This window comes from Chondromyces crocatus, assembly GCF_001189295.1.
In the GTDB taxonomy this organism is placed as follows: Bacteria; Myxococcota_A; Polyangia; order Polyangiales; family Polyangiaceae; genus Chondromyces; species Chondromyces crocatus.
On record NZ_CP012159.1, the window covers coordinates 3,800,234 to 3,824,048 of the forward strand.

Annotated in this window: 19 protein-coding genes and 1 pseudogene; 13 read left to right on the top strand and 7 right to left on the bottom strand. The window is 66.4% G+C overall.

Annotated elements, in window-relative coordinates:
- Window positions 1-3: 3 nt before the first annotated feature.
- A complete protein-coding gene (locus CMC5_RS14215) occupies window positions 4-630 on the top strand; it encodes a hypothetical protein (protein ID WP_050430932.1) in 627 nt (208 codons plus the stop codon).
- A 116-nt stretch (window positions 631-746) separates the two neighbouring features.
- A complete protein-coding gene (locus tag CMC5_RS14220; RefSeq protein ID WP_050430933.1) occupies window positions 747-2,564 on the top strand; it encodes a BamA/TamA family outer membrane protein in 1,818 nt (605 codons plus the stop codon).
- On the opposite strand, the gene CMC5_RS14225 is transcribed toward CMC5_RS14220, so the two are convergent.
- Window positions 2,512-3,498 carry a VCBS repeat-containing protein gene (locus CMC5_RS14225; RefSeq protein ID WP_156338578.1) on the bottom strand — a complete coding sequence of 329 codons (987 nt, stop codon included), beginning with the start codon at window positions 3,496-3,498 and terminating at the stop codon, window positions 2,512-2,514. The genes CMC5_RS14220 and CMC5_RS14225 overlap by 53 nt on opposite strands.
- Window positions 3,499-3,529: 31 nt before the next feature.
- Between CMC5_RS14225 and CMC5_RS14230 the strand changes: the two genes are divergently transcribed.
- The 5 genes and pseudogenes from CMC5_RS14230 to CMC5_RS49165 all read left to right on the top strand — a co-directional run.
- A complete protein-coding gene (locus CMC5_RS14230) occupies window positions 3,530-4,738 on the top strand; it encodes an NAD(P)-dependent oxidoreductase (RefSeq protein ID WP_050430935.1) in 1,209 nt (402 codons plus the stop codon).
- A gap of 194 nt (window positions 4,739-4,932) precedes the next feature.
- A complete protein-coding gene (locus CMC5_RS14235; protein WP_245678431.1) occupies window positions 4,933-5,694 on the top strand; it encodes a ribosome maturation factor RimP in 762 nt (253 codons plus the stop codon).
- 29 nt (window positions 5,695-5,723) lie between these two features.
- Window positions 5,724-7,370 carry a transcription termination factor NusA gene (nusA, locus tag CMC5_RS14240; RefSeq protein WP_050430936.1) on the top strand — a complete coding sequence of 549 codons (1,647 nt, stop codon included), beginning with the start codon at window positions 5,724-5,726 and terminating at the stop codon, window positions 7,368-7,370.
- A 121-nt stretch (window positions 7,371-7,491) separates the two neighbouring features.
- The gene (locus CMC5_RS49160; RefSeq protein WP_425394835.1) at window positions 7,492-8,526 is read left to right on the top strand and encodes a YlxR family protein; all 1,035 of its coding nucleotides are present in this window, start codon (window positions 7,492-7,494) and stop codon (window positions 8,524-8,526) included.
- Window positions 8,523-8,666, top strand: a pseudogene (locus tag CMC5_RS49165) (translation initiation factor IF-2 N-terminal domain-containing protein); the annotation flags it as partial. The gene CMC5_RS49160 and the pseudogene CMC5_RS49165, both read left to right, overlap by 4 nt.
- A gap of 676 nt (window positions 8,667-9,342) precedes the next feature.
- Here the strand turns inward: CMC5_RS49165 and CMC5_RS47515 are convergent.
- Entirely contained in the window at window positions 9,343-9,555 is a 213-nt protein-coding gene (locus tag CMC5_RS47515) for a hypothetical protein (RefSeq protein WP_245678432.1), read from the bottom strand.
- 371 nt (window positions 9,556-9,926) lie between these two features.
- Here CMC5_RS47515 and infB point away from each other — a divergent pair, with 371 nt between their 5' ends.
- Genes infB through rbfA form a run of 3 tightly spaced genes read left to right on the top strand, consistent with a single transcriptional unit; the run spans window position 9,927 to window position 12,509 of the window.
- The gene (gene infB, locus CMC5_RS47520) at window positions 9,927-11,702 is read left to right on the top strand and encodes a translation initiation factor IF-2 (RefSeq protein ID WP_245678433.1); all 1,776 of its coding nucleotides are present in this window, start codon (window positions 9,927-9,929) and stop codon (window positions 11,700-11,702) included.
- Between the two features lie 37 nt (window positions 11,703-11,739).
- A complete protein-coding gene (locus tag CMC5_RS14255) occupies window positions 11,740-12,111 on the top strand; it encodes a DUF503 domain-containing protein (RefSeq protein WP_050430938.1) in 372 nt (123 codons plus the stop codon).
- On the top strand, window positions 12,108-12,509 hold the full coding sequence (gene rbfA / locus CMC5_RS14260) for a 30S ribosome-binding factor RbfA (RefSeq protein ID WP_050430939.1): 402 nt from the start codon (window positions 12,108-12,110) through the stop codon (window positions 12,507-12,509). Before CMC5_RS14255 ends, rbfA begins: the two co-directional genes overlap by 4 nt.
- A 57-nt stretch (window positions 12,510-12,566) precedes the next feature.
- Here the strand turns inward: rbfA and aat are convergent, their stop codons facing one another.
- The 5 genes from aat to CMC5_RS44480 form a co-directional block, all read right to left on the bottom strand.
- On the bottom strand, window positions 12,567-13,307 hold the full coding sequence (aat, locus tag CMC5_RS14265) for a leucyl/phenylalanyl-tRNA--protein transferase (RefSeq protein WP_050430940.1): 741 nt from the start codon (window positions 13,305-13,307) through the stop codon (window positions 12,567-12,569).
- Window positions 13,308-13,352: 45 nt separating this feature from the next.
- Window positions 13,353-14,357, bottom strand: a complete 1,005-nt coding sequence (locus tag CMC5_RS14270) for a glycosyltransferase (RefSeq protein WP_050430941.1) — start codon at window positions 14,355-14,357, stop codon at window positions 13,353-13,355.
- A gap of 33 nt (window positions 14,358-14,390) precedes the next feature.
- Window positions 14,391-15,650 carry an ergothioneine biosynthesis protein EgtB gene (gene egtB / locus CMC5_RS14275; RefSeq protein ID WP_245678434.1) on the bottom strand — a complete coding sequence of 420 codons (1,260 nt, stop codon included), beginning with the start codon at window positions 15,648-15,650 and terminating at the stop codon, window positions 14,391-14,393.
- A gap of 90 nt (window positions 15,651-15,740) precedes the next feature.
- Window positions 15,741-16,328 (bottom strand): hypothetical protein, encoded by a 588-nt coding sequence (locus tag CMC5_RS14280; RefSeq protein WP_082362482.1) that lies wholly within the window; start codon window positions 16,326-16,328, stop codon window positions 15,741-15,743.
- A gap of 260 nt (window positions 16,329-16,588) precedes the next feature.
- A complete protein-coding gene (locus CMC5_RS44480) occupies window positions 16,589-18,991 on the bottom strand; it encodes a carboxypeptidase regulatory-like domain-containing protein (RefSeq protein WP_156338580.1) in 2,403 nt (800 codons plus the stop codon).
- Window positions 18,992-19,081: 90 nt separating this feature from the next.
- Here CMC5_RS44480 and CMC5_RS44485 point away from each other — a divergent pair, with 90 nt between their 5' ends.
- The 3 genes from CMC5_RS44485 (at window position 19,082) to CMC5_RS14295 (ending at window position 23,765) form a co-directional block, all read left to right on the top strand.
- Window positions 19,082-19,411 (top strand): hypothetical protein, encoded by a 330-nt coding sequence (locus tag CMC5_RS44485; protein ID WP_156338581.1) that lies wholly within the window; start codon window positions 19,082-19,084, stop codon window positions 19,409-19,411.
- 1,049 nt (window positions 19,412-20,460) lie between these two features.
- Window positions 20,461-23,166: a hypothetical protein gene (locus CMC5_RS14290; RefSeq protein ID WP_050430943.1), complete on the top strand. Its 2,706-nt coding sequence runs from the start codon at window positions 20,461-20,463 to the stop codon at window positions 23,164-23,166.
- Between the two features lie 107 nt (window positions 23,167-23,273).
- Complete coding sequence (locus CMC5_RS14295; protein WP_156338582.1) at window positions 23,274-23,765, top strand: tetratricopeptide repeat protein; 492 nt, start codon at window positions 23,274-23,276, stop codon at window positions 23,763-23,765.
- Window positions 23,766-23,815 lie beyond the last annotated feature (50 nt).

Here is a 23,815-nt window from a genome sequence, read left to right on the forward strand (position 1 = left end):
GCGATGAACAGGCCGCTCTTTCCTTCCAGCCCTCCCTCGCAACCGTCTCCCTACCGCTACCTCGGTCGTGGCGGGGGTGATCGACCGGTCCGTCTTCAGATCATCATCGCGCTCGTGGCGGGTCTGATCCTCGTGGCGGTGCCGCTCTATCTCTGGCGACGACCGCGGCCCGAGCCGATCCCCACAGCGGATGCTGCGCAGGCCAATGCCAGCGTGCTGGCGCTCCCGATCCCGCTGCCGGAGACGTCCACGCCAGCAGCGGTGACGCTGTCTCCGTTCACCACAATCCGTTGCGAGAATCCTGGTCCTGGCAAGACGGCGCCAGAGCGTTGCGATCACGTGACGTTCTTCGAGGATGCGCTGTCACGCGCCATCCGCGAGAACGCGAGCTGTGCACCGTCTGGGAAGACGCCTGTCACCGTGAGCTTCGTCCTGGAAATGGATTTCCGACGCAAGCGGACCAACCTCTATTCGGGCAAGTCGAGCACCATCAAGCGCGCCAAGGCGAAGGAGCTGATCAAGTGCATCGACCGTGCGATGCCGAAGCCCGACTGGGGGACGATTCCGCATCAGTACGTGAAGTACAAGGTCAACGTCATCGCCACGTACCCGCCGGACACGTCCCTGTAACCAGAGCGCTTCGGGCACGCGGCGTCGTCCGGGCGATCCTGGTCGCGGGCTCTCTTCTCCTCCTCACGAAGCCGGGAGAGGCCGATGAGGGGACGGTCGCTCCGCGCCCTGCCGTCGTGCAACCGCGTCCCGGTGTGGCGCCTCCACGAGCACCCGGTGCGGGGCAGCTCCCACCCGAGCCGAGCGCTGCGGGCGCCGGCGCGCTCGCGGGGGCCCCGACGGCCGCCACGGATGCGCCGCTGCAGCTGCGCTACTCCCCTTACGAGGTCGAGACGATCCGGCGCGCGCTGGCGCGTCTCGACGCCTCCATCGACTCGGAGCCAGAAGGGAAGATCATCGAGGGGATCGAGATCATCCCGCTCGAGGTCTTCGAAGATCGCGATCCGGCGCCTGCGTTCGTCAACTGGTTCCACTCGACGTCGCGGCCGTTCGTGCTGCGGCGCGAGATGCTGCTTCGTTCGGGTGAGCCCTATCGGCAAGTCCTCGCCGACGAGACGGCGCGCAATCTGAGAGGGCGGAATCAGCTCTCGCTCGTCCTCGTGTTTCCGGTCCGGGGCAGCAGCCCCGATCGGGTGCGCATGGTGGTGGTCACCAAGGACGTGTGGAGCCTGCGGCTGAACTCGAACTACCGTTTCGCTGCGGGGAGGCTGGAGTACCTCCTGCTCCAGCCCAGCGAACAGAACCTGCTGGGGACCCACAATTCCATCGCGGCGCAGATGCTCATGGACCCGGCGACCGTCTCACTGGGCGGGAGCTACACGATGCCCTACGTGGGGGGCAGCCGGATCGTTCTCAGCACCGACGCCAACGTGATCCTGGGACGCGACAGCGGCGAGGTCGAGGGGTCCTTCGGGTCGTTCAGTTACGGTCAGCCGCTCTACGCCACCATCGCGGAGTGGTCGTGGGGGGCGGTCGTGAGCTGGCGAGAAGAGATCACCCGACGCTTCGTCGCAGGGCAGGTGGCCACCTTCGATGCGGATGCCACGCCGGAAGAGGACGACATCCCGTTCCGATACCGGAGCTCTGTGCTCGGGGGGAGCTATACGGTCACCAGGAGTTTCGGTCGCCTGCTCAAGAACGATTTCTCGCTCGGGATCCAGGCGAGTCGCCGAGTGTATCGGGCCGGTGACCTGTCGAATTTCGATCCTGATGCGCGTCGAGAGTTTCTTCGTCGAGCCGTCCCGACGAGCGACACACGCATCGGACCCGCGTTCGAGTACCACACCTATTCGGCGCACTTTCGACGGGTGCTGGATCTGAACACGCTGGGGCTCCAGGAGGATTTCCGGATAGGACATGATGTGTCGCTGAAGCTCTATCCGGTGCTCCAGGGGCTCGGATCGACGCGCAACTTCGCGGGCGTGGCCGTGGCGGCGGGCTACACGGTGCCGCTCGGCGACGGTCTGGCGCGACTCGTGGTGGAGAGCGTCACGGAGGCCGAGCCGTCCCGGATCGCGGATGGCTCGATCCAGATCGCTGGCCGTATCCATACGCCTCACTTCGGGATCGGGAGGCTGGTGTTCGATGCCGTCCTGATGCACCGCTACCGCAACTACATGAACCGGCTCACGCAGCTCGGCGGGGAGTCGCGCCTTCGTGGGTACGCGACCGGGGAGTTCATCGGTCCCGACATGTTCGCTGCCAACCTGGAGTTTCGCAGCGTGCCCCTGGAGATCTGGTCCGTGCAGCTCGCGGGGGCTGCGTTTTTCGATGTGGGGGATGCGTTCAGGGGCTTCGACGACTTCAGGGTCAAGCAATCGACAGGGGTGGGGTTGCGTATCCTGTTTCCACAGCTCGACCGGACGGTGATCCGGGCCGACTGGGGATTCCCCCTCACGCGCGGTTACGTGGCGAGAGATTCCTTCCCTGGAGACATCATCGTCACCTTCGGGCAGGCGTTTCAGCTCCCTGCCCCGTCGGTGTCTTCTCTGTAGTCGTTTTGGCCGACCTCGAGCCCATGCGCGCGATGCGCGTCCTGTACGCGGCGAACACGCCCTCGTGCTCGGAGGAGACCCGCTCCTTGTCGAGCGCAGTGAGCACTTCCGTGCGGGGTCGACCTGCGAGCAGGGTGTACCAGGCGCGCTCGATGGCGCGTCGTAGCCGGGTGGTCTCGTCGGGCGCTGTCGGTTCGGTGGATGGGGAGCGCGATTCCGTGGTGAGTTCTCTTGCGCGACGTGCGTGGTAGGCGCGCGCGGCGGCGCTCTGGCCTGTGTAGCGGCCGGATTCGAACGTGGCGATCTCGAGAAGGTCGGGCTGGAGCTGATCGGTCTCGACGGGCTGCGGGCGACCTCCGAGCGACAGCCCGCTCCCCGGCTCGATGTCGAGGGCGAGTGTGGGGAGGGTGGTGAGTTCGATCGGGTACGGGGTGGCACTGAACGCGCGGAGGGACCAGACCTCCAGCGTGCCAGCCTCGCTGCGGAGGACGACATCGAGGGAGCCATCGCCGTTGAGATCGCCCAGGGACGCGCGCTGGATGTCGTCGTCGTCCAGGGGCACGTCTCCGAGGAGAGGATGGGCAAGTAGCTCGGTGGCGCGGAAGTGGTCGAGGTCGCGCAGCGACCGAGGCCCGAGCGTCAGGACCAGTCCGCGAGAACTCACGACGCGGACTGCCGTGATGGGGCGCCCGAGCCGGTCGACGCCTCGATACCCACGCGCAACCACCTCACCGCCCCCCCGGGGGAGGTTGCCTCGGAGCTCCGTCACGACGGTCAGCCCGCGTGCTGCCGTCTCTTGATCGATGATCTGAAGCTGGGCGCCGAGGTCTGAGGCCTGGATGAGCACCGAGGGGGGCGGCGCTTCTCCCCCACCCCAGGGCGAGACGCTGTGGTTTCCGCCGCACGCGGTGACGAAGAGAAGGCACGCCGCCAACGTCTCGTTTTCTGTTACCTTGAGGCCTCGCATGCGTCTGCTCGTCGCCGACAAAATGAACCTCTCCGCCCTCGAGGAACTGCGGATCCTCGGGATCGAAATCCTCTATCGGCCCGAGCTTACCAGGGACACCCTGGCGGCCGCCCTGGATGGCATAGGCATCCTCGTGGTTCGCTCGACGGAGGTCACCGCAGCAGCGCTCAGCGCGGCGAAGCACCTCAACCTGATCGTCCGCGCAGGCGCCGGGGTGAACAACATCGACGTGCAAGCGGCCAGCGTGCGCGGCATCTACGTCGCCAACTGCCCCGGGAAGAACGCGATAGCGGTCGCAGAGCTGGCGATGGGGTTCATCCTGGCGCTCGACCGTCGGTTGGTGGATGCGACGACCGACCTCCGCGCTGGTCGCTGGGAGAAGGCGAAGTACTCGGCAGGTCGGGGGCTGTACGGTCACCGGATCGGGATCGCAGGGCTCGGCGCAGTTGGTCGTGAGCTGCTGGAGCGCGCGCGAACGTTCGGGCTCACACCCCACGCATGGTCACGCTCGCTGACACCTTCACGCGCGGCGAAGATCAACGTCGGCTTTGCCCGCACCCTGGAGGAGCTCGCGGCGAAATCCGACGTGCTGTCGATCCACCTTCCTCTCACGCCCCACACGCGCGGCGTGGTGAGTCGACGGGTCCTCGAGGCACTTCCCGAGGGCGCCATCCTGGTCAACACCTCTCGCTGGGAGGTTCTCGATTACGCGGCTCTGGCCGAATTTGCGCCGAAGAAGAACCTTCGGGTAGGTCTGGATGTCATCCCGGACGAGCCGAACGAAGGGAAGGGGACCATCGATCCTGCGCTGTTCAGCCAGGGGCTCATCTACGGCACCCCGCACATCGGCGCCTCGACCGAGCAAGCGCAGCTCGCCATCGCCATGGAGACGGCGCGGATCGTGCGCTCTTTCCTCACCAAGGAAGACGTGCCCAACGTCGTGAACATCGCGGCAGCCTCGCCTGCGCGCTTTGCGGTGGTGATCCGGATGCTGGACAAGGTCGGGGTGCTGGCGAACTGCCTCGCCGTCCTCAAGCGCCACAACATCAACGTCGAGGAAGTGTCGAACACGGTGTTCGAAGGCGCGCTGGCGACGTGCACCAAGCTGCGTGTCTCCGGTCGTCCGAGCGAGGCTTGTGTGAAGGAAATTCAGGCATTCGACGAGGTTCTGCACATCGATGTGGTAGCCTTGCCGAACCTTGCGTGAGGTCCTGACGTTCCGCGGGGCGCTCACTCCTTCGGCGGGATCGATGTCCGTGAGTGAGCTGGAAGTGCGGCCACAGAGGCCGGTTCGGTTCGAGTGAGCAGGGTCGGCCCTGCTGAAATCGTGAGCCCTGGGCCGCTATCCCGTCCTGGGACGGGATAGGTCTCCTCTTGCGCGCATGCGCATATGGGACTAGGGTGCCGGTCACAACTAGGTGGATCCGCGGGCCGGGTTCCCAGTTTGGGAATCGGCTCTTTTTTTTTGGCGTGTGGTCACCGGGATTGGAAAGCCCGGAGTTGGACGCCAGAGTCGAGCGGGGCCATCCGAAGGCGATCTTCTATTTCATGCAGCACTCGATGGGCGGCGAAACGAAAGGCACGGTAGATCTCGCGCGAGTTCGAGAGGCGATCACGCCTGCGCTCGTGGCGTACGGTGTCCAGCTCGTCGATGCGGAGTGGCTGACTGAGCGTGCGGGCTGGACACTGCGCGTCACGATCGAACGAGAGGGCGTTCTCGATCTTTCGGGTGGAGTCACCCTCGAGGACTGCGCCGAGGTCTCTCGTGATGTGTCTGCGGCCCTGGACGTTGCCGATCTGATCTCGTGTGCTTACAACCTCGAGGTCAGCTCTCCGGGCCTGGATCGACGCCTCAAGTCGCCTGCCGAGTTCAAGCGCTTCGTGGGGCGCACCGCGAAAGTGAAGCTCTCGCGGCCCGCTTCCGATGGGCAGAAGCTCCTGCGCGGCGAGCTGCTCGAAGCACCGGAGGGGCTGGTCGCTGTCATGGTCGATGGGAAGCGCATCGAGGCGGCCATTGAAGATATCGCCGAGGCGCGGCTCGTCTTCGAGCTCACGCCTCAGCCCAAGGCAGGCAAGAAAGGGCGGCGACGTCCTTCCGGCCAGGCTGAAGGGACAGAGCAGGGCGCTCAGCCTGCTACTCCAGGCCCCCGAAAGAGACCGTAAGAACGCAAGGACCAGGAGACACGAACGTCATGGCAACGATGGCAGCGGCGCCGTCCTCGGACACGAGCCTGGGCGGCATCCTCGAGCAGGTCGCAAAAGAGAAGGGGATCGATAAGAAGATCCTCGTCGAGACGATCGAAGCGGCGATTCTGAAGGCGGCTCAGAGCGTCTTCGGGCCAAGCCGCGAACTCGAGGCGCGCTTCAACGACGAGAGCGGGCAAGTCGACCTCTTTCAGTACATGACGGTGGTCGAGACTGTCTCGGATCCAGAGCGCGAGATTGCCTTGCCAGACGTCGAGCGGCTGAAGCTCGAGGCTGCGATGGGCGAGGAGCTGGGATTCCAGGTCTTCTGGCGCCCGGAGGACGCTGAGAAGGCGCGCGAGCAGGACAAAGAGTACGGGGACATCCTGAAGCTCAAGCACGGCCGGACCACGTTCGGACGTATCGCCGCTCAGACGGCGAAGCAGGTGCTCCTGCAACGTGTGCGTGACGCCGAGCGCGACCTCATCTACAACGAGTACAAGGATCGCAAGGGCGAGCTCATTCGCGGGATCGTCCGCCGCTTCGAGAAGGGGAACAACATCATCGTCGACCTCGGCCGCACCGAGGGGATCCTCCCCTTCCGAGAGCAGACTCCGCGCGAGACGTACCGTCCCGGCGATCGCATCGTGGCCTACGTCAAGGACATCGATCGCGAGGCCCGTGGGCCCCAGATCATTCTGTCGCGTGCCGATCCTCGTCTGGTCGAGAAGCTGTTCGAGGCTGAGGTGCCCGAGATCTACGAGGGCATCGTGCGCATCGTCTCGGTGGCACGAGAGCCTGGGGCGCGCTCGAAGATCGCGGTCACCAGCCGTGATGCAGATGTCGATCCGGTCGGCGCATGCGTGGGCATGAAGGGGTCGCGCGTGCAGGCCGTCGTGCAGGAGCTGCGTGGGGAGAAAATTGATATCGTTCCCTACGATCGGGATCCGGCGCGCTACGTCATCGCGGCCATCCAGCCTGCCGAGGTGCACAAGGTCATCGTCGATGAGGCAGACGGGCGCATGGAGCTCGTCGTCCCGGATGAGAAGCTGTCCCTGGCCATCGGGCGAAAAGGGCAGAACGTGCGGCTCGCAGCACAGCTCACGAACTGGAAGCTGGACATCATCAGCGAGTCGAAGTTCAAGCAGATGGAGGAGGAGGCGATCTCTGCCCTCCAGCAGATCGACGGCGTGAACGAGCAGATCGCCAAGTCCATGTACCGGCTCGGCTTCCGCGCACTGGAAGAAGTGAGTGAGGCCACGACCGAAGAACTCGCCGCCATTCCCGGGCTGGGCGGCTCCGATGTCGCGGATCGGATCAAGACGCAGGCGGAGACGACGATGGAGCGTCTCCGGCAAGAGCGAATCCGTGCCGCTTCGCAGCGGTCCGAGGCGCTCACGGATCGCGAGCGTCTCATGTTCATCCGCGGCGTGGGTGAGCGGACCGTGACGCTGCTGGAAGAAGCAGGGTACCGCTCGGTCGAGGATCTTCTTCGTGAAGACGAGGATCGGCTGGCGATCCGCACGGGGCTCGGAATCAAGAAGGCGCGCGCCATCAAGCAAGGCGCGCGTGATTTCGTAGAGAGCGAGCAGAAGGTGCTCGACGCAGCGCGGGCCGAGGCACGTCAACGTGCCGCCGCTGCCAAGCAGGCCTAGGAGGACGACGCGGGGAATGACGGAAACGACGGGTAAGCCGAGTACAGCAGAAGGGGACGCGGTGCACGAGGTCGAGCCTCGGGCATCTGCAGTCGCCCTGTCGCCTCATGGCCGCACGCGCATGTGTGTGGGCTGTGGTGAGCGTGTTGCATTCGACTCGTCCGAGGCGTCATCTCCGCTCGTGCGCCTGATTCTGGCTCCGGAGGGAGCGATCGCGGTCGACCCTGGCAACGGGGGGTTCGGGCGAGGCGCTCACGTTCATGCGCGGCCAGAGTGTTTGGCGAAGGCCGTACAACGGGGCCTTCCGCGGGCTGCGCGGGGTCGAGTTCATTCGATCTACCTGGATGACGCGCTGGAGCCGTCTCCTGCTCTCCCCGAAGCTCCCAACCTCCCCGAGGGTGCCGACCCGCGCCCAGAAGTCGAGACATCGGAGCGCACGGCAGGCCCTCGAGCGGTCGCGTTGACAGCGGAGACGCTGGCGCTGGCCATCCGCCAGGCAATGACCCGTCGGGTGGAGGGGCTGATTCGATCGGCCGTGCGGTCACGTGCTGCGGCCATTGGTGCCGACGCCGCCTCGCAGTCCCTGGACCGAGGTGCTCCGCTCGCGGTCGTCGCTTGCGATGCAGCGGCTGGATCTCAGCTCTCTCACGTGCAGTCCGCCATTGCTTCGGGCCGCGCTGTTGCATGGGGGACGAAGGTCTCCCTCGGCAAGCTGGCGGGAGGTCGTCGGGAACAGGGAGTTGCTGTAATGGCGATCACCTCTGTGAGGCTGGCGTCAGCCATCCTGGACTCCGTACATGTGGCAGACGCCTGCATGAGCGTCGAGCAAGGCACGGTGAGGGGGGTCAAGCGCCCAGCGAGGAGACCACGCGAGGAGTCGAATTCCTCGGAAGGTGGGAACAAGCGCGCAGAGACCGGTGAGTCGAGGCAACAAGCTGAGTCTCCCCGGGCGCATGCTGCCGAGGTGTCCGGTGCGACTGGGCACGGTGAGGCGAGAAAATCCCTGCAGCGCGGTGCGCCCCGTCGTAAACACGAAGCGGGCGCGTCGAACGATGAGAAGATGAGTGCTCGTGGCGGTACGGGGAGCGACGCGGCGGCGCGTCGAAGCCGGCGCGGGTGGGCGAGGCGGACTGGTAACGTGGAGCGAGGTGCATGAGTAAGGTTCGGGTCTACGAGGTGGCTAAGCAGCTCAACATGGATCAGAAGACGCTGGTCGCGCTCTTCCAGTCCATGGGGATCGGCGACGTGCGAAATCACATGAGCGCCGTCGAGGCTGACGTCGTCGAGCGCGTGAAGCGCCACCTCGAGCGACAGAAGGCGCCCGAGGTGGTCGAGGAACGCATTCGACCTACTGTGGTGAAACGCAAGGCCCGCCCAGGGGCCGAAGGAATTCCGGCGCCCTCGCCTTCGCAACCCGGAGCCGTGCGGCCGCCCGAGCCGGCGATCCCCGCGCGTCCAGCACCTGCTCCGGAACCGGTCGCCGCCCGGCCCGTAGCTCGCCCTTCGGAGTCGACGACGCCACGCCATCAGCCCGCTGCAGAGTCGGTCGAAGCGCGCCATGTCGCGCCCTCTGAGAGCCCCCCTGTGACGCCGAGCGCACCCACCAAAACGCCGGACCGCGAGCCGCAGGAAGCTGCAGCACCCGTGGCACCGGTCGCATCCGCACCTGTCGTCTCCACGACCGAGAGCGTTGCGGCCCCGACGACCAAGCCCGAACCCCCCGCAGCAGCCGCGCCTCGCGTCGAGGCTGCGCCTGTTGCTGCGACGGAGACTGGATCTCCGCCGGCAGCGGAGGCCGCTGCCAAGACGTCCGCGCCGGAGGCTCCCACGCCTCGCGCGGAGAGCGCGCCTGCTCCCGTGGCTGCTGCAACTTCTGCAGTGGCGCCCACGGCGGCCGCGCCTTCGCCGGAAGCCTCGGCGTCCACGCCTCGCGCTCCGGCGCCTGCGGTCGCCGAACCTCCGGCACCTGCTGCTACGGCGACGCCTCCTGCTGCTCCTCCTGCGACAGCGACGGCAGCTCCGGCGGCTCCCGTTCCGGCCGAGCCTCCTGCTCCCACGCCTGTGGCGGCAGCGCCGGCTCCGGCAGCCGTGAAGCCTGCGTCGGGGGCAGCTCCCACCCAGGCTCCGAAGGCAGCAGTTCCCGCGCAACCGTCGAGGACCGCTCCGCCGTCGCCGAGCGCGTCATCGACCGTCGGCACGAGACCATCGACTTCTGTTGCTCCTGGGCGCGCTGCTGCTCCCGGAAAACCGGACGAGCCGGCACCCGCCGCACAGGCGCCGCGTCGCCCCTCGTCGCCGCCGAAGACCGGAATCGAGGTGTGGCAGGGGCGGCCTGGCGTCACGGTGACGCAGCCGCGACCGAGTACACCCCAGCCGCGTCGCACGACGTTCGATCCGCGCGCTCCCAGCGCGCAGGGCGGACCTCGTGGCGCAACCACCGGCTTCGGTCCTGGTGGTCGACCGCGTCCTGGTCAGGGGGGGCGTCCTGGATTCGGGCGTCCGCGTCCTGGTCAAGCCGGGCCTCCCCGGAAGCCGGGCCCGATCGCGACGCAAGAGATGGCCTCCCACAAGAAGGTCATCAAGATCGAGGAACAGGTCACCCTGCAGCAGCTCGCCGCGAAGATGAGCCTGAAGGCGACCGACGTGTTGATGAAGCTCCTCTCCATGGGGATGACCGGAGTCAACATCAACAGCACGCTCGATGCAGACACCGCGAAGATCCTCGCCAGCGAGTTCGGCTGGACGGTGGAGGACGTCGCCGTCAGCGAGGAGCAGAGCCTCACGGCCGCCACCGAGGTGAGCGGCGAGTCCGAGGAGGGAAGCGAGGCTCGTCCGGCGATCGTGACCGTGATGGGTCACGTCGATCACGGCAAGACCTCGCTCCTCGACAGGATCCGGAAGGCGAGCGTGGCGGACGGTGAGGCTGGTGGGATCACCCAGCACATCGGCGCTTACCGGGTGGAGACGCCGCGAGGAACCGTGGCCTTCCTGGATACACCAGGCCATGAGGCCTTCACGGCCATGCGCGCGCGTGGCGCTTCGGTCACGGACATCGTGATCCTCGTGGTCGCCGCGGACGATGGCGTGATGCCGCAGACGCGCGAGGCGATCTCGCATGCACAAGCGGGCAAGGTGCCGATCGTCGTTGCGGTGAACAAGATCGACAAGCCGGCCGCCGATGCGGAGAAGATCATGCGTGATCTCTCTTCCCTCGGGTTGCAGCCCGAGGAGTGGGGCGGCGAGACGCAGTTCGTTCATGTCTCCGCGAAGACGGGGCAGGGCATCGATCGGCTTCTCGAGTCGGTCCAGCTCGTCGCCGAGATCCAGGAGCTCAAGGCGAACCCGAAGAAGCGCGCGAGCGGTACGGTCATCGAGGCGCTGCTCGATCGAGGCCGCGGCCCGGTGGCGCGTATCATGGTGCAGGACGGCACGCTGCGTACGGGTGACGTCCTTCTCGCTGGCAGCGCCTGGGGTAAGGTCCGCGCGCTCACCGACGAGATGGGCCGTTCCGTTGCCGAGGCTGGACCTTCGACGCCCGTCGAGGTGCTCGGTCTGAACGAGGTCCCCAGCGCTGGGGATCCCGTGCACTCGGTCAAGGACGGCAAGACCGCCGAGGAGATCGCCGAGACGCGCCGGAAGAAGGCAAAGACGCTGATCCCGCAGGATTCGCGTGTCTCGCTCGAGGCGCTCACCAGGAACCTGCAGGAAGCCGATCAGCTGGAACTCAAGTTGATCATCAAGGGCGACGTTCAGGGCTCCGTCGAGGCAGTCACCCACGCCGTCAGCAAGCTGTCGAACGAGAAGGTCAAGGTGACCATCGTCAACGCGGGCGTCGGTGGCATCACCGAAGGCGACGTCAATCTCGCCGTCGCGTCGAAGGCCATCATCGTGGGCTTCAACGTTCGATCCGCCGGGAAGGCGGGGCAGCTCGCGGAGAGCGAGGGCATCGAGATCCGCCTTTACAACATCATCTACAACGCTGTGGATGACATCAAGAGCGCGATGGAAGGCCTGCTCCCCGCCACCAAGGTGGAGAAGCAGCTCGGTCGCGCGGAGGTCCGCCAGGTCTTCAAGATCACCAAGGTGGGCATCGTTGCTGGCTGCATGGTCGTGCAAGGCACCATGAAGCGCACTGGCGAGGCGCGGCTCGTTCGAGACAACGTGGTGATCTGGACGGGACGGCTCTCGGGTCTCCGCCGCTTCAAGGAAGACGCGAAGGAAGTCGAGCAGGGATTCGAGTGCGGCATCTCGCTCGACGGATACAGCGACGTCAAAGAGCGCGACATCGTCGAGAGCTTCGAGATCGAGGAGATCAAGACCAAGCTCTTCTAACCAGACGAGGGGGTGAGCCCCCTCGTGCTTTCAGCCAATGTTCGTAGGTATCCTGAGGCTCCGTCTGGCCGTCGTCGGAGCTCGTTCCCTCAAGGACAAGCGCCGCGTGGTGAAGTCCATGAAGGAGCGAGCTCAGGCCAAGTTTCGGGTGTCCGTGGCCGAGGTCGGCCAGCTCGATGATCCTCGACACGCCACGCTGGGCGTCGCCGTGGTGTCGAACGAAGCGGCACAGTGTGACCGCGTGCTGGCGGACGTGGCGGCCATGGCGTCGACTCTTCCCGATGCGGTCCTGGCTGACCGCGCCACGGAGATCATCGCGCTGGGTGATGGTGGCTCAGGAGTGCAGGGGGGGATCGAGCAAGCGCTCGGATCCCCCCTGGATGCTCATGATGATGAGGAGGATGCTTGAAGGACGGCGGTAAGCGCACTGGCAGGGTGGGGGAGGCGCTCCGGGCCGAGCTGGCGAGGGAGATCCGGGCCCTCAACGATCCTCGCGTGCTGGGTGTGATCGTCAGCCGCGTGGAGATCGATCCGGATCTTGCGCGAGCAAAGATCTACGTGCGCCACGATCTGGGGGTGGCCGAGCCGTCCGCGCGGCGGGAGATCCTGAGGGGCCTCGCAGCCGCCTCGGGGCGTCTTCGGAGAGACGTCGCCCGCAGGCTGACGTTGAGGTCCATGCCAGAACTCCACTTCCACTACGACGAGGCTCTGGACGAGCAGCGTCGGATCGAAGAGATCCTGCACGAGATCAAGAGTGAGGAAGCGCAGAGGAAGCCGGGAGGCAGCTCGGGCGCTCCTCAGTCCTGACGGATCCTTCGCGCTCCAGCGCGCTCCAAGGTGCAGGGCTCACCTCCTGCCGCGCACTCATCCTCCGCTGGCCAGCTCATCTCGGCGCAGGAGATCAACGGCTTCAGCTGGCGAGAGATCGAATCGCCAAGGCCCCGGTCGAGTTGGCCGCTCGAGGCATGCACGCAGAGTTCGCAGAAACCTGCGGCGTGGCCACTCCACGGCACCAAATCGCTCCAGATGCGTCGTGTAGGCCTGGCAGTCGACGAGATCGAAACCCCAGTGGACCAGGTTGCCGAGCAGCGTCGCGAACGCGACCTTGGAGGCATCTGGGGCGCGGGCGAACATCGACTCGCCGAAGAACATGCCTCCGAGAGAGAGCCCGTACAGCCCCCCCACGAGCCGCCCTTCGTGCCAGCACTCGATGCTGTGTGCGTAGCCTTGCGCGTGCAGCCGCGCATACCCCGCGAGGAGCTCGTCCGTGATCCAGGTTCCTTCTTGACCGGGCCGAGGAGTCTCACTGCAGCTGCGCATCACCTCGGAGAAGGCCGTGTCGGTCGTCACCTCGTATGTCCCTCGGCGAGCTCGTTTGCGCAGCGAGCGGGGTAGGTGCGCTTCGGTCGGGACGAGGACGAACCGGGGATCTGGGCAGAACCAGAGAAGCGGGAGGCCTTCATGGGGCCATGGGAAAATGCCCATGTGATACGCGGCGAGCAGGCGCTCAGGGGACGCGTCTCCACCCACGGCCACGATCCCTTCCGGCGTGGCGCGTTCTGGCGAAGGAAATGCAATCGCGGGAGTGAGCACCGGGATGCGCATGAAACGCTTCAGGATCCTCGCATCTTATTTCGTCGTGGCAAACACCTACGACGCACAGATGTAGTCGCTGCCCTCCACGAACCCCTCGCCGTCGAGGTGTCCCCGGATCAGCGACCGCGCCCCTCGCGCCCCCACTGCAACGACCACCGTCCACTGCCCGCGCTCCAGGCCTGCCGGGTCCACGATGGGCGCCCCCTGGGCGATCCGTCCGATCTTGCGCGGGTCGATGTCGACGAACAGACCCGGCGAGACGCCATTCTCTCTCAGCGCGGCGCTCACGCGGCGGCCTGTCCGCCCCGCGCCCCACACCGCGACGGGCTTGCCTTCTCGCCGCAGTCGAGCCGCGAGATAGTACCCCTTCGCTTCGATGAAGCGCGCGAGTGCATACCGAGGATCCGTGAAGGTCGCTCTCCCAGCGCGATGCCGCCAGCGCAGCCCCACCTCCGGAATTTTCGCCATCCGCACGCCAGCGCCGATCATTCTCAGCCACAGGTCATAGTCCTCGGCCCAACGCGTCTCCTGAAAGCCTCCCACGGTGTCGAGCGCAGCCCGTCGCATCATCACCGATGGATGGCAGAGCGGTGACTCGACGAAGATCTCGCGGACATGATCCTCGGGCGTGATGATCCCGTTCAGCCACTCCACATAGCGGCGCATGCCTTCCCCCAAGTCGCCGTCGGCGAAGGCTTCCACACGCGCTCCCACCACGCCGAGGTGAGGATCTCGGGACAGCGCAGCAACTTGCTTCTGCAGCCGCTCGTTGATGGATACGTCGTCCGCATCCATGCGAGCCACGAACTCGCCGCGCGACATCGCCGTTGCCTGCGAGAGCGCGCGCGCGATGCCGACGCCCGCGGTGGAGATGGGCACGATGCGCGGATCGACGGCTGCCCTTCGCTCCACGAGGACCGGGCCTGCATCGTTGGAACCATCATTCACGGCGATGATTTCGAGATCGATCTCTCGCTCCGAGAGCACGCTCTCGAGCGCTTCGTCCAGCGTCTCGGCTGCGTTTCGGTAGGGTAGAAGCACGGAGACCAGGGGCTGCATCGACTCGCTCGCTCCTCGACCCTCGTCGCGTCGTCAGCGCGCAAGCCGGATCCCGCTTGCCTGCCAGCGTGCCGACGGCGGGAAGAAGTTCCGGTACGTGGTGCGCATATGGGACGCCGGCGTGAAGCAAGAGCCACCGCGCAGCACCATCTGCCCGCTCATGAACTTCCCGTTGTACTCCCCGAGGGAGCCCGCCCAGGCCTGGTAGCCCGGATAAGGAAGGTAAGCGCTGGCGGTCCACTCCCAGACGTCACCGAACATCGCGCGTGGCCCTCTGGCAGGCTCATCGACCTGGGTGGGTCGAGGATTCAGCCACCCACTCTCGGCGAAATTTCCCTGAACGAGCGCGCTCTCCGCGGCCACCTCCCACTCCATCTCCGTGGGGAGGCGCGCGCCTGCCCACCGCGCACAAGCGTCTGCCTCGTAGAAACTCACATGACAGACCGGCTCGGAAGGAGCGATCTCCCTCAGCCCGTGCAGCGTGAACACCTGCCAGTGATCTCCCTCTCGCTCCCAGTACAGCGGCGCCTCCCACCCTTGCTTCTGGACGGCGTCCCACCCTTCGGACAACCACAGCTCGGGGCGCCGGTAGCCACCCGCCGCCATGAAGGAGAGGTATTCCCCGTTCGTCATCGGCCGGTCCGCCAGCGCGAAGGCTTCGACGAAGGTGCGGTGCCGTGGTGACTCGTTGTCGAAGGCGAAGCCCCCGCCTCCGTGCCCCACCGACCGAAGCCCCTCTTCGAAAGGCGAGAAGTCCGTCGGCCGTAGCTCCGGGCCCGAAATGCCTCGAGCGGGTGACGCCCCGGTCCGCAGCGCTGGCCTCAGGGGATTCTGGGCGAACAGATGCTTCACATCGGTCAGCAGGAGCTCTTGATGCTGCTGTTCGTGATGGAGTCCCACTTCGATGGTGGCGATGAGATCCGCATGCGCGCCGTCGGCGAGTTCACCCCACAGGGTCCGCATGGCGGCATCGACATGCCGTCGATACTCGTACACTTCCTCCACCGAAGGCCTGGTCAGCATCCCTCGTTGCGGACGCTCGTGACGAGCTCCCACGCTCACATAGTACGAGTTGAACAGGTAGCCGTAGCGTGGATGGAACGACGTGAAGGGAGCGCGTCGAGCGCGTGCCGCAGGCTCGAGGACGAAGGTCTCGAAGAACCAGCTCGTGTGGGCGAGGTGCCACTTCACTGGACTCGCGTCGGGCATGGATTGCACGACATAGTCTTCGGGTTGCAGCGTCACACAGAGCGACTCGGTGAAGGCACGAATCGCTTCGTACCGCGCTGCCATTTCGGCCACCTGCTCCGCACTCTGGGCGGCTCCTCGCGCACTTCCCGCACCCTGCACCATGCTCATCCCTCGGAGACTCTTGGATGCCGCTTACTTCTTTTTGAAGCGGTTCAGGTGCGTGATGTACCAGCGACCTTGCCACGAAATGACGGTGTGGACGTCGAGCGAGTACGTCTTGCCTTCGAGCTCGTATCGCAGCTTTCCCCGGAACGAGCGGTAATAGCCGATCTTGTTGACCTCGTCCCCAGGCGGAACCCACTTGGGTGTCGACCCGAGCTGGAAACCGACGAACCGAGCGCCCTCCCATTTCTTGCGCTTGCGGTGCAGCGACCGGATGTCGTTCACGTAGGTGGCGTGCAGGTTGTCCCAGTACTTGCCGGGCCCTTTCACATCCTTGAGCGGGATGAAGGGCTCCTTGGGGAACCAGAACGGCTCTCCCAGCGGGGGTTCGTTCTTCACGATGGCCTCGAACAGGCCCTGCGCTCGCTCGGTCAGCTCTGCGCTTTCACGTGGCGGCAGGATCTTGTTGTCCGCCGCGAAGGAGGGAGCCGCCTCTGGCTCCTGGCCTGGTGCCCCTGACGTCCCGGAATCTCCACCGCCAGCGTCCTGTTCGGCCCCGAGCGCGCTCGGCACCTCTCCAGCGGCAGCTCCAGGCGCCGTGCCAGCAGGCGCCGACATCGCGCTGGCGACAGTGGACGCTGAAGCTGCGGCGGTGACGCCTGTTGCAGTCTCCCTGATCGGTTCCCCGATGGACGTGCCCATGCCCCTGGCAGACGTCACCCCGCGACCCTCGTCGCTCTCGCTCGAGGGGCCAGCGCAGGCGGTAGAGGCGGTCAGCAGCCAGCCGAGGAGTGCACAGAGACGGGCGCGCCACGAAAGGCGGCCTCCTCCCCGCGCATCGCCAGCATGCTCTCGTTTGGCAGAGGAGGAGAGGAAGCTCAATTCTTCTCGGTGATGATGAACTGCACGCGGCGGTTCTTCGCTTTGTTGGCGGGAGTCACGTTGGGCGCGATGGGCCTGTCCTGTCCGTATCCCTTCGAGGTGAGCCGGTTCCCGTCGACTCCCGCCTTGACCAGCCACGTCCGTACGGAGCTTGCTCGTGAGTCGCTGAGCTTCTGGTTGTGCTCCCGGCCGCCTGTGTTGTCCGTATGCCCCTGGATCTCCACCTTGCGGATGTTCGGATTGCGCTGGAGCACGTCAGCGATCTCTTCGAGCAGCGCGTTGGAGTCGCCGAGGATCTTTGCCGAGTCCGTCTCGAAGTGGATCTGCTTCGAGATCCTCAGTTCGTTGCCGAGCAGATTGACCAGTCCGCGCTTGGGTCGCTTGTTGACGGACACCGTCGCGCGGGTGTCCTCCGAGGCCCGGATGTCTGCCTGGTCGACATGGTTCATGTAACCCTGCGCCTCGACCTTCATCGAGAGCTGTCCCGGGGGCAGATCCTTCATCTGGAAGTTCCCGCTCGCATCCGCGGTCACGGACTGCTCTTTGCCGCTTGCGTCCGTGATGCGCACCACGGCTCCTGCCACGATGTCGCCGCTCTCAGCGTCTTTGACGGTGCCGAGCAATGTTCCTACTTTGGGCTCCGCTTCCAGCGCGCAGGCGATCTCCACATAAGATGGCCCTTGGGATGAGCCTTGCCCCGGCGCGGGAACGCCTGGCGCGTTGGGTTGCCCGAACTGCTGTGGCTGTCCAAAGGGCTGCGGCTGTCCGAACTGCTGCGGCTGACCAAAGGGCTGCGGCTGCCCGAACTGCTGCGGCTGTCCAAAGGGTTGCGGCTGCCCGAACTGCTGCGGCTGTCCAAAGGGTTGCGGCTGTCCGAAGGGCTGCGGCTGCGGCTGTCCGAACTGCTGCGGCTGTCCGAAGGGCTGCGGCTGTCCGAAGGGCTGCGGCTGCGGCTGTCCGAACTGCTGCGGCTGTCCAAAGGGTTGCGGCTGCCCGAAAGGCTGCGGCTGACCAAAGGGTTGTGGCTGCCCGAAGGGCTGCGGCTGTCCCGAGGGGGCGTCCGCGCTGCTGCTCGTTACCGTCGCCGAGCACGTCCCCGGCTTGAAGCCGGGTGCCTTGATGCTGAACGTGTAGGTTCCGGGTTCGAGGTGCCGCGTGACGAAGCGACCGTCGGGACCCGTTGCGACCGGCGCCTGGGAGCCTCCCTCGAAGCTCACGATGGCGTCGGCGACGACGATTTCAGGCTTGTTCTGCTCGTGGACGAGGCCACGGACGAACGTCTGCGGAGCCGGGACCACCTGCACCTGAGGAGGCGGCGGCGGCGGCGGCGCCGGAGGCGGCGGCGGCTTTTTCTCCCGGGTGTCATAGGCGTAGCCCAGCCCGAAATACAGCGTCCACGGCGCCTGAGGAGCTACCTCCTCGATGAAGGTGCTGGTCGCCGATAGCCCGATGTCGAGGCCGAGCTGCGCAGACAGCCCACGGAACGCTTTGCTGAACGGCGTCACGCGTGCGCCGAGCGACAGACGCGAAGGCACGGCCGCGTATCCTGGGCCTCCCTGATTCACAGGATCGGACGAGCTGAAGTCGTCGAGACCGAGGCAGACATCGCCACGCGACACACGGCCGGTGTGACACTCGTATCCCTGCCGGTTGACGGGCACATCGACCGAGTACTCGAGATAGGGCTGCACCCATCGGAAGGGCAGCTCGGCCCCGAGCGAAATCTGGAAGAAATCGACCTTGTTGATACCCAGACCGAAGCGTTCGATGCGGCTGATCGGTTGACGGGTGCGACCATCCGTGAACGCTTGGGCCCGCTGAATCTCGACGTCTTCGACCAGCTTGCCCGAGTTGTCGAGCTTGTAGCCCAGGTTCAAGTGGGTCCGCAGGGGGAACCCTTTGCCGTGGGGCTTGCGCAAATCCATCGTGGCGAGCCCACGGAATGCCGCGCTGGTCCCACCACCAGCGAGCCCCACGGAGCCCGTCCCGTTGAGCAACATGAGCTGAATCTCGCCGCCGAAGGTGAACAGCTTGCCGATCTTGGGCGGGGTGAATGCCTTCACACCGAAGGTCGTGTCACCGAGCACCTGGAGGAGGGTGGGGCGCCCCTGATCATTGGAGTTCGCGTACGTGCGGATGTTCGCGTAGCCCTCGAGCCAGGAGAATGGCGTCGCATTCAAGGTGAAGAACGCGCCGACATGGCTGGCCGAGTCCTTCGCGGCGTTGGGGCCGCACACGATGGGCACACCGGCGGGGGTGCTGTCGTCGGGATCGCACAGGAAGCCGCTCGTGGAGAACCAGTCCATCACGAACGCGACGCGGAATGTTCCTGGTGCGCCCGACCCCGCATAGGAGGTGCGCATCAAGCCCGTCGAGCCCCAGAGGTTGGGCTGGTTCATCAGGGAGAGGGCGCGCTCTTCCTCGTCCCACGCCGAGTCCTCGGGAACCTCGGTTCCCGCCTGCGTGCTGGCATCAGCGCCCGCATTGGCTTGAAAACCTTGCCCTCCGAAGGACGCATCCGCACCAAACGAAAAGCCCGCTTCTGCACCACTGCCAGGTTGCTGCCCAGGCTGCGGCTGCTGACCGAAGCCAGGCTGCGGCTGCTGTCCGAAGCCAGGCTGCGGCTGCTGTCCGAAGCCAGGCTGCGGCTGCTGTCCGAAGCCGGGCTGCGGCTGCTGTCCGAAGCCTGGCTGCGGCTGCTGACCGAAGCCAGGCTGCGGCTGCTGACCGAAGCCAGGCTGCGGCTGCTGACCGAAGCCAGGCTGCGGCTGCTGACCGAAGCCAGGTTGCGGCTGCTGCGCCCCTGCGGTTCCCGCTAGGGCGACGACACCGAGGAATGGGAGCGCGGTGCGCGCCATGCGACGCGTGTCAGCAAGGACAGCCTGAAGGAGGGTATGCATCGAGCCTCATGTGCGAGAGCGGTCGAGGGGCGTCTCCCGGAGCTGCCGCCGTGCCGCACGCGCGCTGGTTGTATCATTCTCCCCGTCTCTGACGAAACAGACGACATGCGGCGCCGTAATGCTGCGGGCTTATACATGTGCATTGGCGTCAGCCCGCATGCCCCGCGACCCTGCCCGTACCCTCGTGAGCCAGCCTCGGAGGTGCGCGACAGCGCGTCCTCGATGGTCTCGGCCGCGGGTCGCTGACGGCACCGTGCGCAAAAGGCAGCGGGAGTCCTGCTCGTCGGCGCCCGCGACAGGGAGTCAAAGGTCAGCCTGCTCGTGGGAGTGCAGGGCAGGCGTCGGGATGGCTCCCTCCGGGCCACCATGAAGGATGTGACGGCACTGTGGTTTGGAACACATGCGAAGCGTCCGTCCGCGAGCTACGTACCAGCATGGAGACCGCCGGATGCCTCGACGCCAGGCGTGGAAGAACGTCCACGGACATCGACGGAGCCATCGACGCATGCGTGTCACATAGGGCAGGATCGCTTCGCCTCATGCCCTGTACAGGTCCCCATTTGCCAGCATCTGGCGTCCTCCCGGACGGCCTCGTGCTGCCCGGAGCCTGCAGGGGCCTCGCCTCATTATCTCCGCCTGCTCTTCCGCGCTTCTCCCCTGGTGGATGGCTGCTCAGCGCTCCTCGGATCGAGAGCGCGCTTCCTGCCATCGGTGAACCTTCGTCCATCTCCGATGACATCGGCAGGGACTTCCGGGAGCGGCGCATCGTAACGCAGGGGGAGAGTTCGGTGGCGGGGGGACCCGGGGCGCCGCTCATCCCGAGGCAGCGAGGGGCGAGACGGCTCATGAGTTTCGAGCGGGGCGGGGGCCGCGGTCGTCGCGATGACTCGTCCCGAGCACTGTGGAGCGGCTCGGGGGAGTCAGTCCGGGTAAGGCCGTTCGATCACGTGAGTGGAGGGTAAAACGACATGTCCAAGCGCGACGTACTGGACTCGCAGCTTGCCGGGCAATTCGCGTGGCGCATGGCCCTGCCTGCGGAGTTCGTCTCGAGCACGGCCCCGCCGCCAGTTCCGAAGAGCGCTCCGCCAGCTCCTCCTCCTCCTTCAGAAGAGGCGGAGCCGCCCGCGGCCATGGCGGAGGCGGAGAGAGAGCGCTGGGAGCGCGCAGACCGTGAGTGCTCGGAGCTGGCCAAGCAGGTGGAGCGGGCATGGCAGATCTCCGAACCATCCCAGCAGGCGGCGGCCACCGCCGTGTTGCTGGAGCGCGCTCGGAAGCTGGGTCTCGATCTGTTCGGGATGAGTGAGTACCCGATGGCCAGCGTGCGTCTCTGGCGCCTGGTCGTCAGGCATTACCAGCGGTTTCCGGCGCGTGAACGCAAGCCAGGGGTGCACGCGCTCAGTGTCGCGGCAGCTCCCCCCGAGCAGCGGGAGACGGTGGACTTGCTCATCGAGGTCGCCGAGACGGGTGACGCCTGGCTCGCCTTCATGATGGAGCGCGGACCCGCCTGTGAGGCCATGGGTCGAAGGCATCCGGAGCTGGGCGCCCGACTCGCTCGTGTCCTCGATCATGGCAAGACCTGGGCGGCCCGCGAGACGGCGGCGCGCTGGCTCTCCTTCGCCGACCTTCGCGCCGCCATCCCGACGCTCCGGCGTGCCCTGCGGCGTCCACATGCCCGTGTGAGGTGGTTCGCGCTCGAGATTCTGCTCGAGCGTGCCCCCCAGGCGCTCACTGCGGACGATGTCCAGTGGCTCCTCGACGACGCCGTGGAGCATCCGCTCCCCGAGGGCTACGGGACGCGCTCCTACGAGACCTCCGAGGGGTATGCAGACACGCTGGTGACCGCGGTCGCCAAGGTGCGACCTCCCGATGGCTGGAAGCCGCTCATGATCATCGCCGATGGCGGCGGTGCTCACATCCAACGCGACCGCGCCGGCCTCGATGTCGGCTGGGCCCTCCGCGCGCTTGCCGCCGGCTACCCCGAGCGTGCGCTCTCTCGGATCGACAGGGAACTCGCGGAGACACGGAGCTGGCGTCGGATCGATGCTGTCGAGGCGGCGGGGCATCTCCCCGATGGGCTCCTCCGTCCTCGCCTCCTCGAAGCGGCCATCGGCCCAGGCTACCGCATCATCGAGCGCGCGAAAGCGCTCTGGTTCGAGCGCTTCGGAGCCGAGTGCCCGGTCGAGCCGCTCGCAGGTGTCCCCGTCGAGATCCTCGCGGAGCCACCGGGGGATCGGCTCCTCGCGCGCTTGACCGTGCTCCGTGGCTCCTCGGATGAGGCGAAGGGCGCGATGCTGGTCGCGCTGCTCACGGGAGAGCCCACGAGTCCCACCGAGAGCGCCACGGCGAGCGAGGCGCTCCCCGCAACCACTCCAGCAACTCAATCCGCCCCAGGGGCAGAGGCCGGTGCCGAGATCCCCGAGCCAGAGCTCTCGGCCGACCAGCGCGAAGCCCTCGCTCTCCTCCTGTACAGCTTGCGCGAACAGGGCGCTGCACACCGGCGGCCTGGGCTCCCCACCACGGAGGAAGCGTGGGCCGAAGCCCTGGTGCGGCGATTCGGCGACCTCGCCTTCGACGGCCTCACGGCGCTCGCCTCTCGAGGCGCCAGAGCTGGGGTCGATCATGAGTGGCTCGGTGCGCTCGCGTCGCTCGCCAGGCGCGGTGTGCTGCGCTCCGCGTGGCGTGAGCGCCTGCGAGACGTGGCTGTCGATGCGCTCCGGGCTCCTGGATGGGATGGCGCCACCGCGCCGCTGATCGTCCTGACCCAGGTCGGTGCGCCGCCCGACCTGCTCGACTTCCTGTGGGACATCACGCTGGAACCAGCGGAGAGCAGCAGCTCACGCATGCGTGTCTACACCGTCCTCTGGGCGGCCGACGTGCTGGTCACCATGAAAGACGCGCCCTCTCTCGACACCCGGATCACGCTCGAAGGCGAGAAGGCGCTCCAGGCCCGAACCTGGGAGACCCTCGAGCGCATCGTTCGCATCGGCTGTCGCAGGCGCCTCGAGGCTGCCTTCGCGCTCGCCAAGCGCTGCATCGCGCTGGTCGAAGACGAGCCGGAAGCGCAAGCGGGGGCGGTGCAATGTGCTCACTTCCTCGCCGAGGCCAAGCAGCTCGATCCGGCCTGGGTGCTGGCGTCGCTCCGACGCCCGGAGTCTCCGAGCTTCACGGTCGCCTCCCGCTTCGTCGGGGACGACTCCCCTGCCGAGGTCGTCGCTGCCATCGAGGAGGCGTTGACGTCTCCGGCTCGCGAAGGCGCGGCCGCAGCCGAGTCAGCCAGAGCGCTCGTCTGGCGGAAGGTCCTCGGCATCGAAGACCCTCGCCTGGATGGCATCCTGGAGGGAGCCCCCGCCCGCGCTCGTGCTGAGCTGCTTGGTTCCCTGCTCCTGCTGGATGCGCCCTTTCCGCCCCTTCGGCCCCACTATCACGCCCTGCTCCTGGGCCCAGACGAGAAGGCAGCGGCAGAGGCCTTCGAGGATCTCTATGTCAAGCAGCCCGAGGGCACCTGGGAGCTGCTCGAAGAGATCCTTCCTCTCGGCCCCAGCCCATCGGTGCGCGAATCCATCGCCCACTTCCTCCGCGAGCCGACGGATGCCGAGCTGTACTGGCGCCACTCGGATGACGACGAAGAAGAAGAAGACGAGCTGGAAGAGCTCCTCGGCGACGAGCTCGACTGAGAGCATCCCGCTGCTCCGCCTTGCGTGACATCTCCTCCCCCACGTCCGCCGCTCTCTCCCTCCACAGCGCCCTGCATCTCCGAAGCGGCATCGGCTACGATGCGGCGATGAGCGAGGAGATAGAGCAAGCGTTGCACCGGAAGGTCTCCGAGCTCTGTGAGCGAGGAGATGCCCACGTCGAAGCAGGGGAGCTCGATCGTGCGGTCGAGCGGTACGAAGAAGCGCTCTCCTTGCTACCCCGCCCCCTTCATCAGTGGCATGCCGCCACCTGGATCCTCACGGCCCTCGGCGAGACCCTCTACTTCCAGAAGCAGCATCAGGAGGCCGTTTCCGCGCTCCTCGAGGCCCTCCGCTGTCCTAGAGGCCTCGGTAACCCACTGGTCCATCTCCGCCTCGGTCAGGCTGCGCTCGGGCTGGGTGATGACTCGCTGGCGCGCGAGCACCTCGCCCGAGCTTACCTGGCAGCCGCTGAAGAAGTATTTCAGGGTGAAGACCCCAGGCACCTCGAGATCGCCCGCGAAGCTGCAGGTGCCCGGCTGGAGTCCGCCCAGGCCCATGTCGACGAGGTCGCTCTGGGGGACGCTTCCCGCGAACCGTGAGATCCCTGATTCCGATGGCCGGGGCTTTGCCCGCTTCCCGATGCCATGAG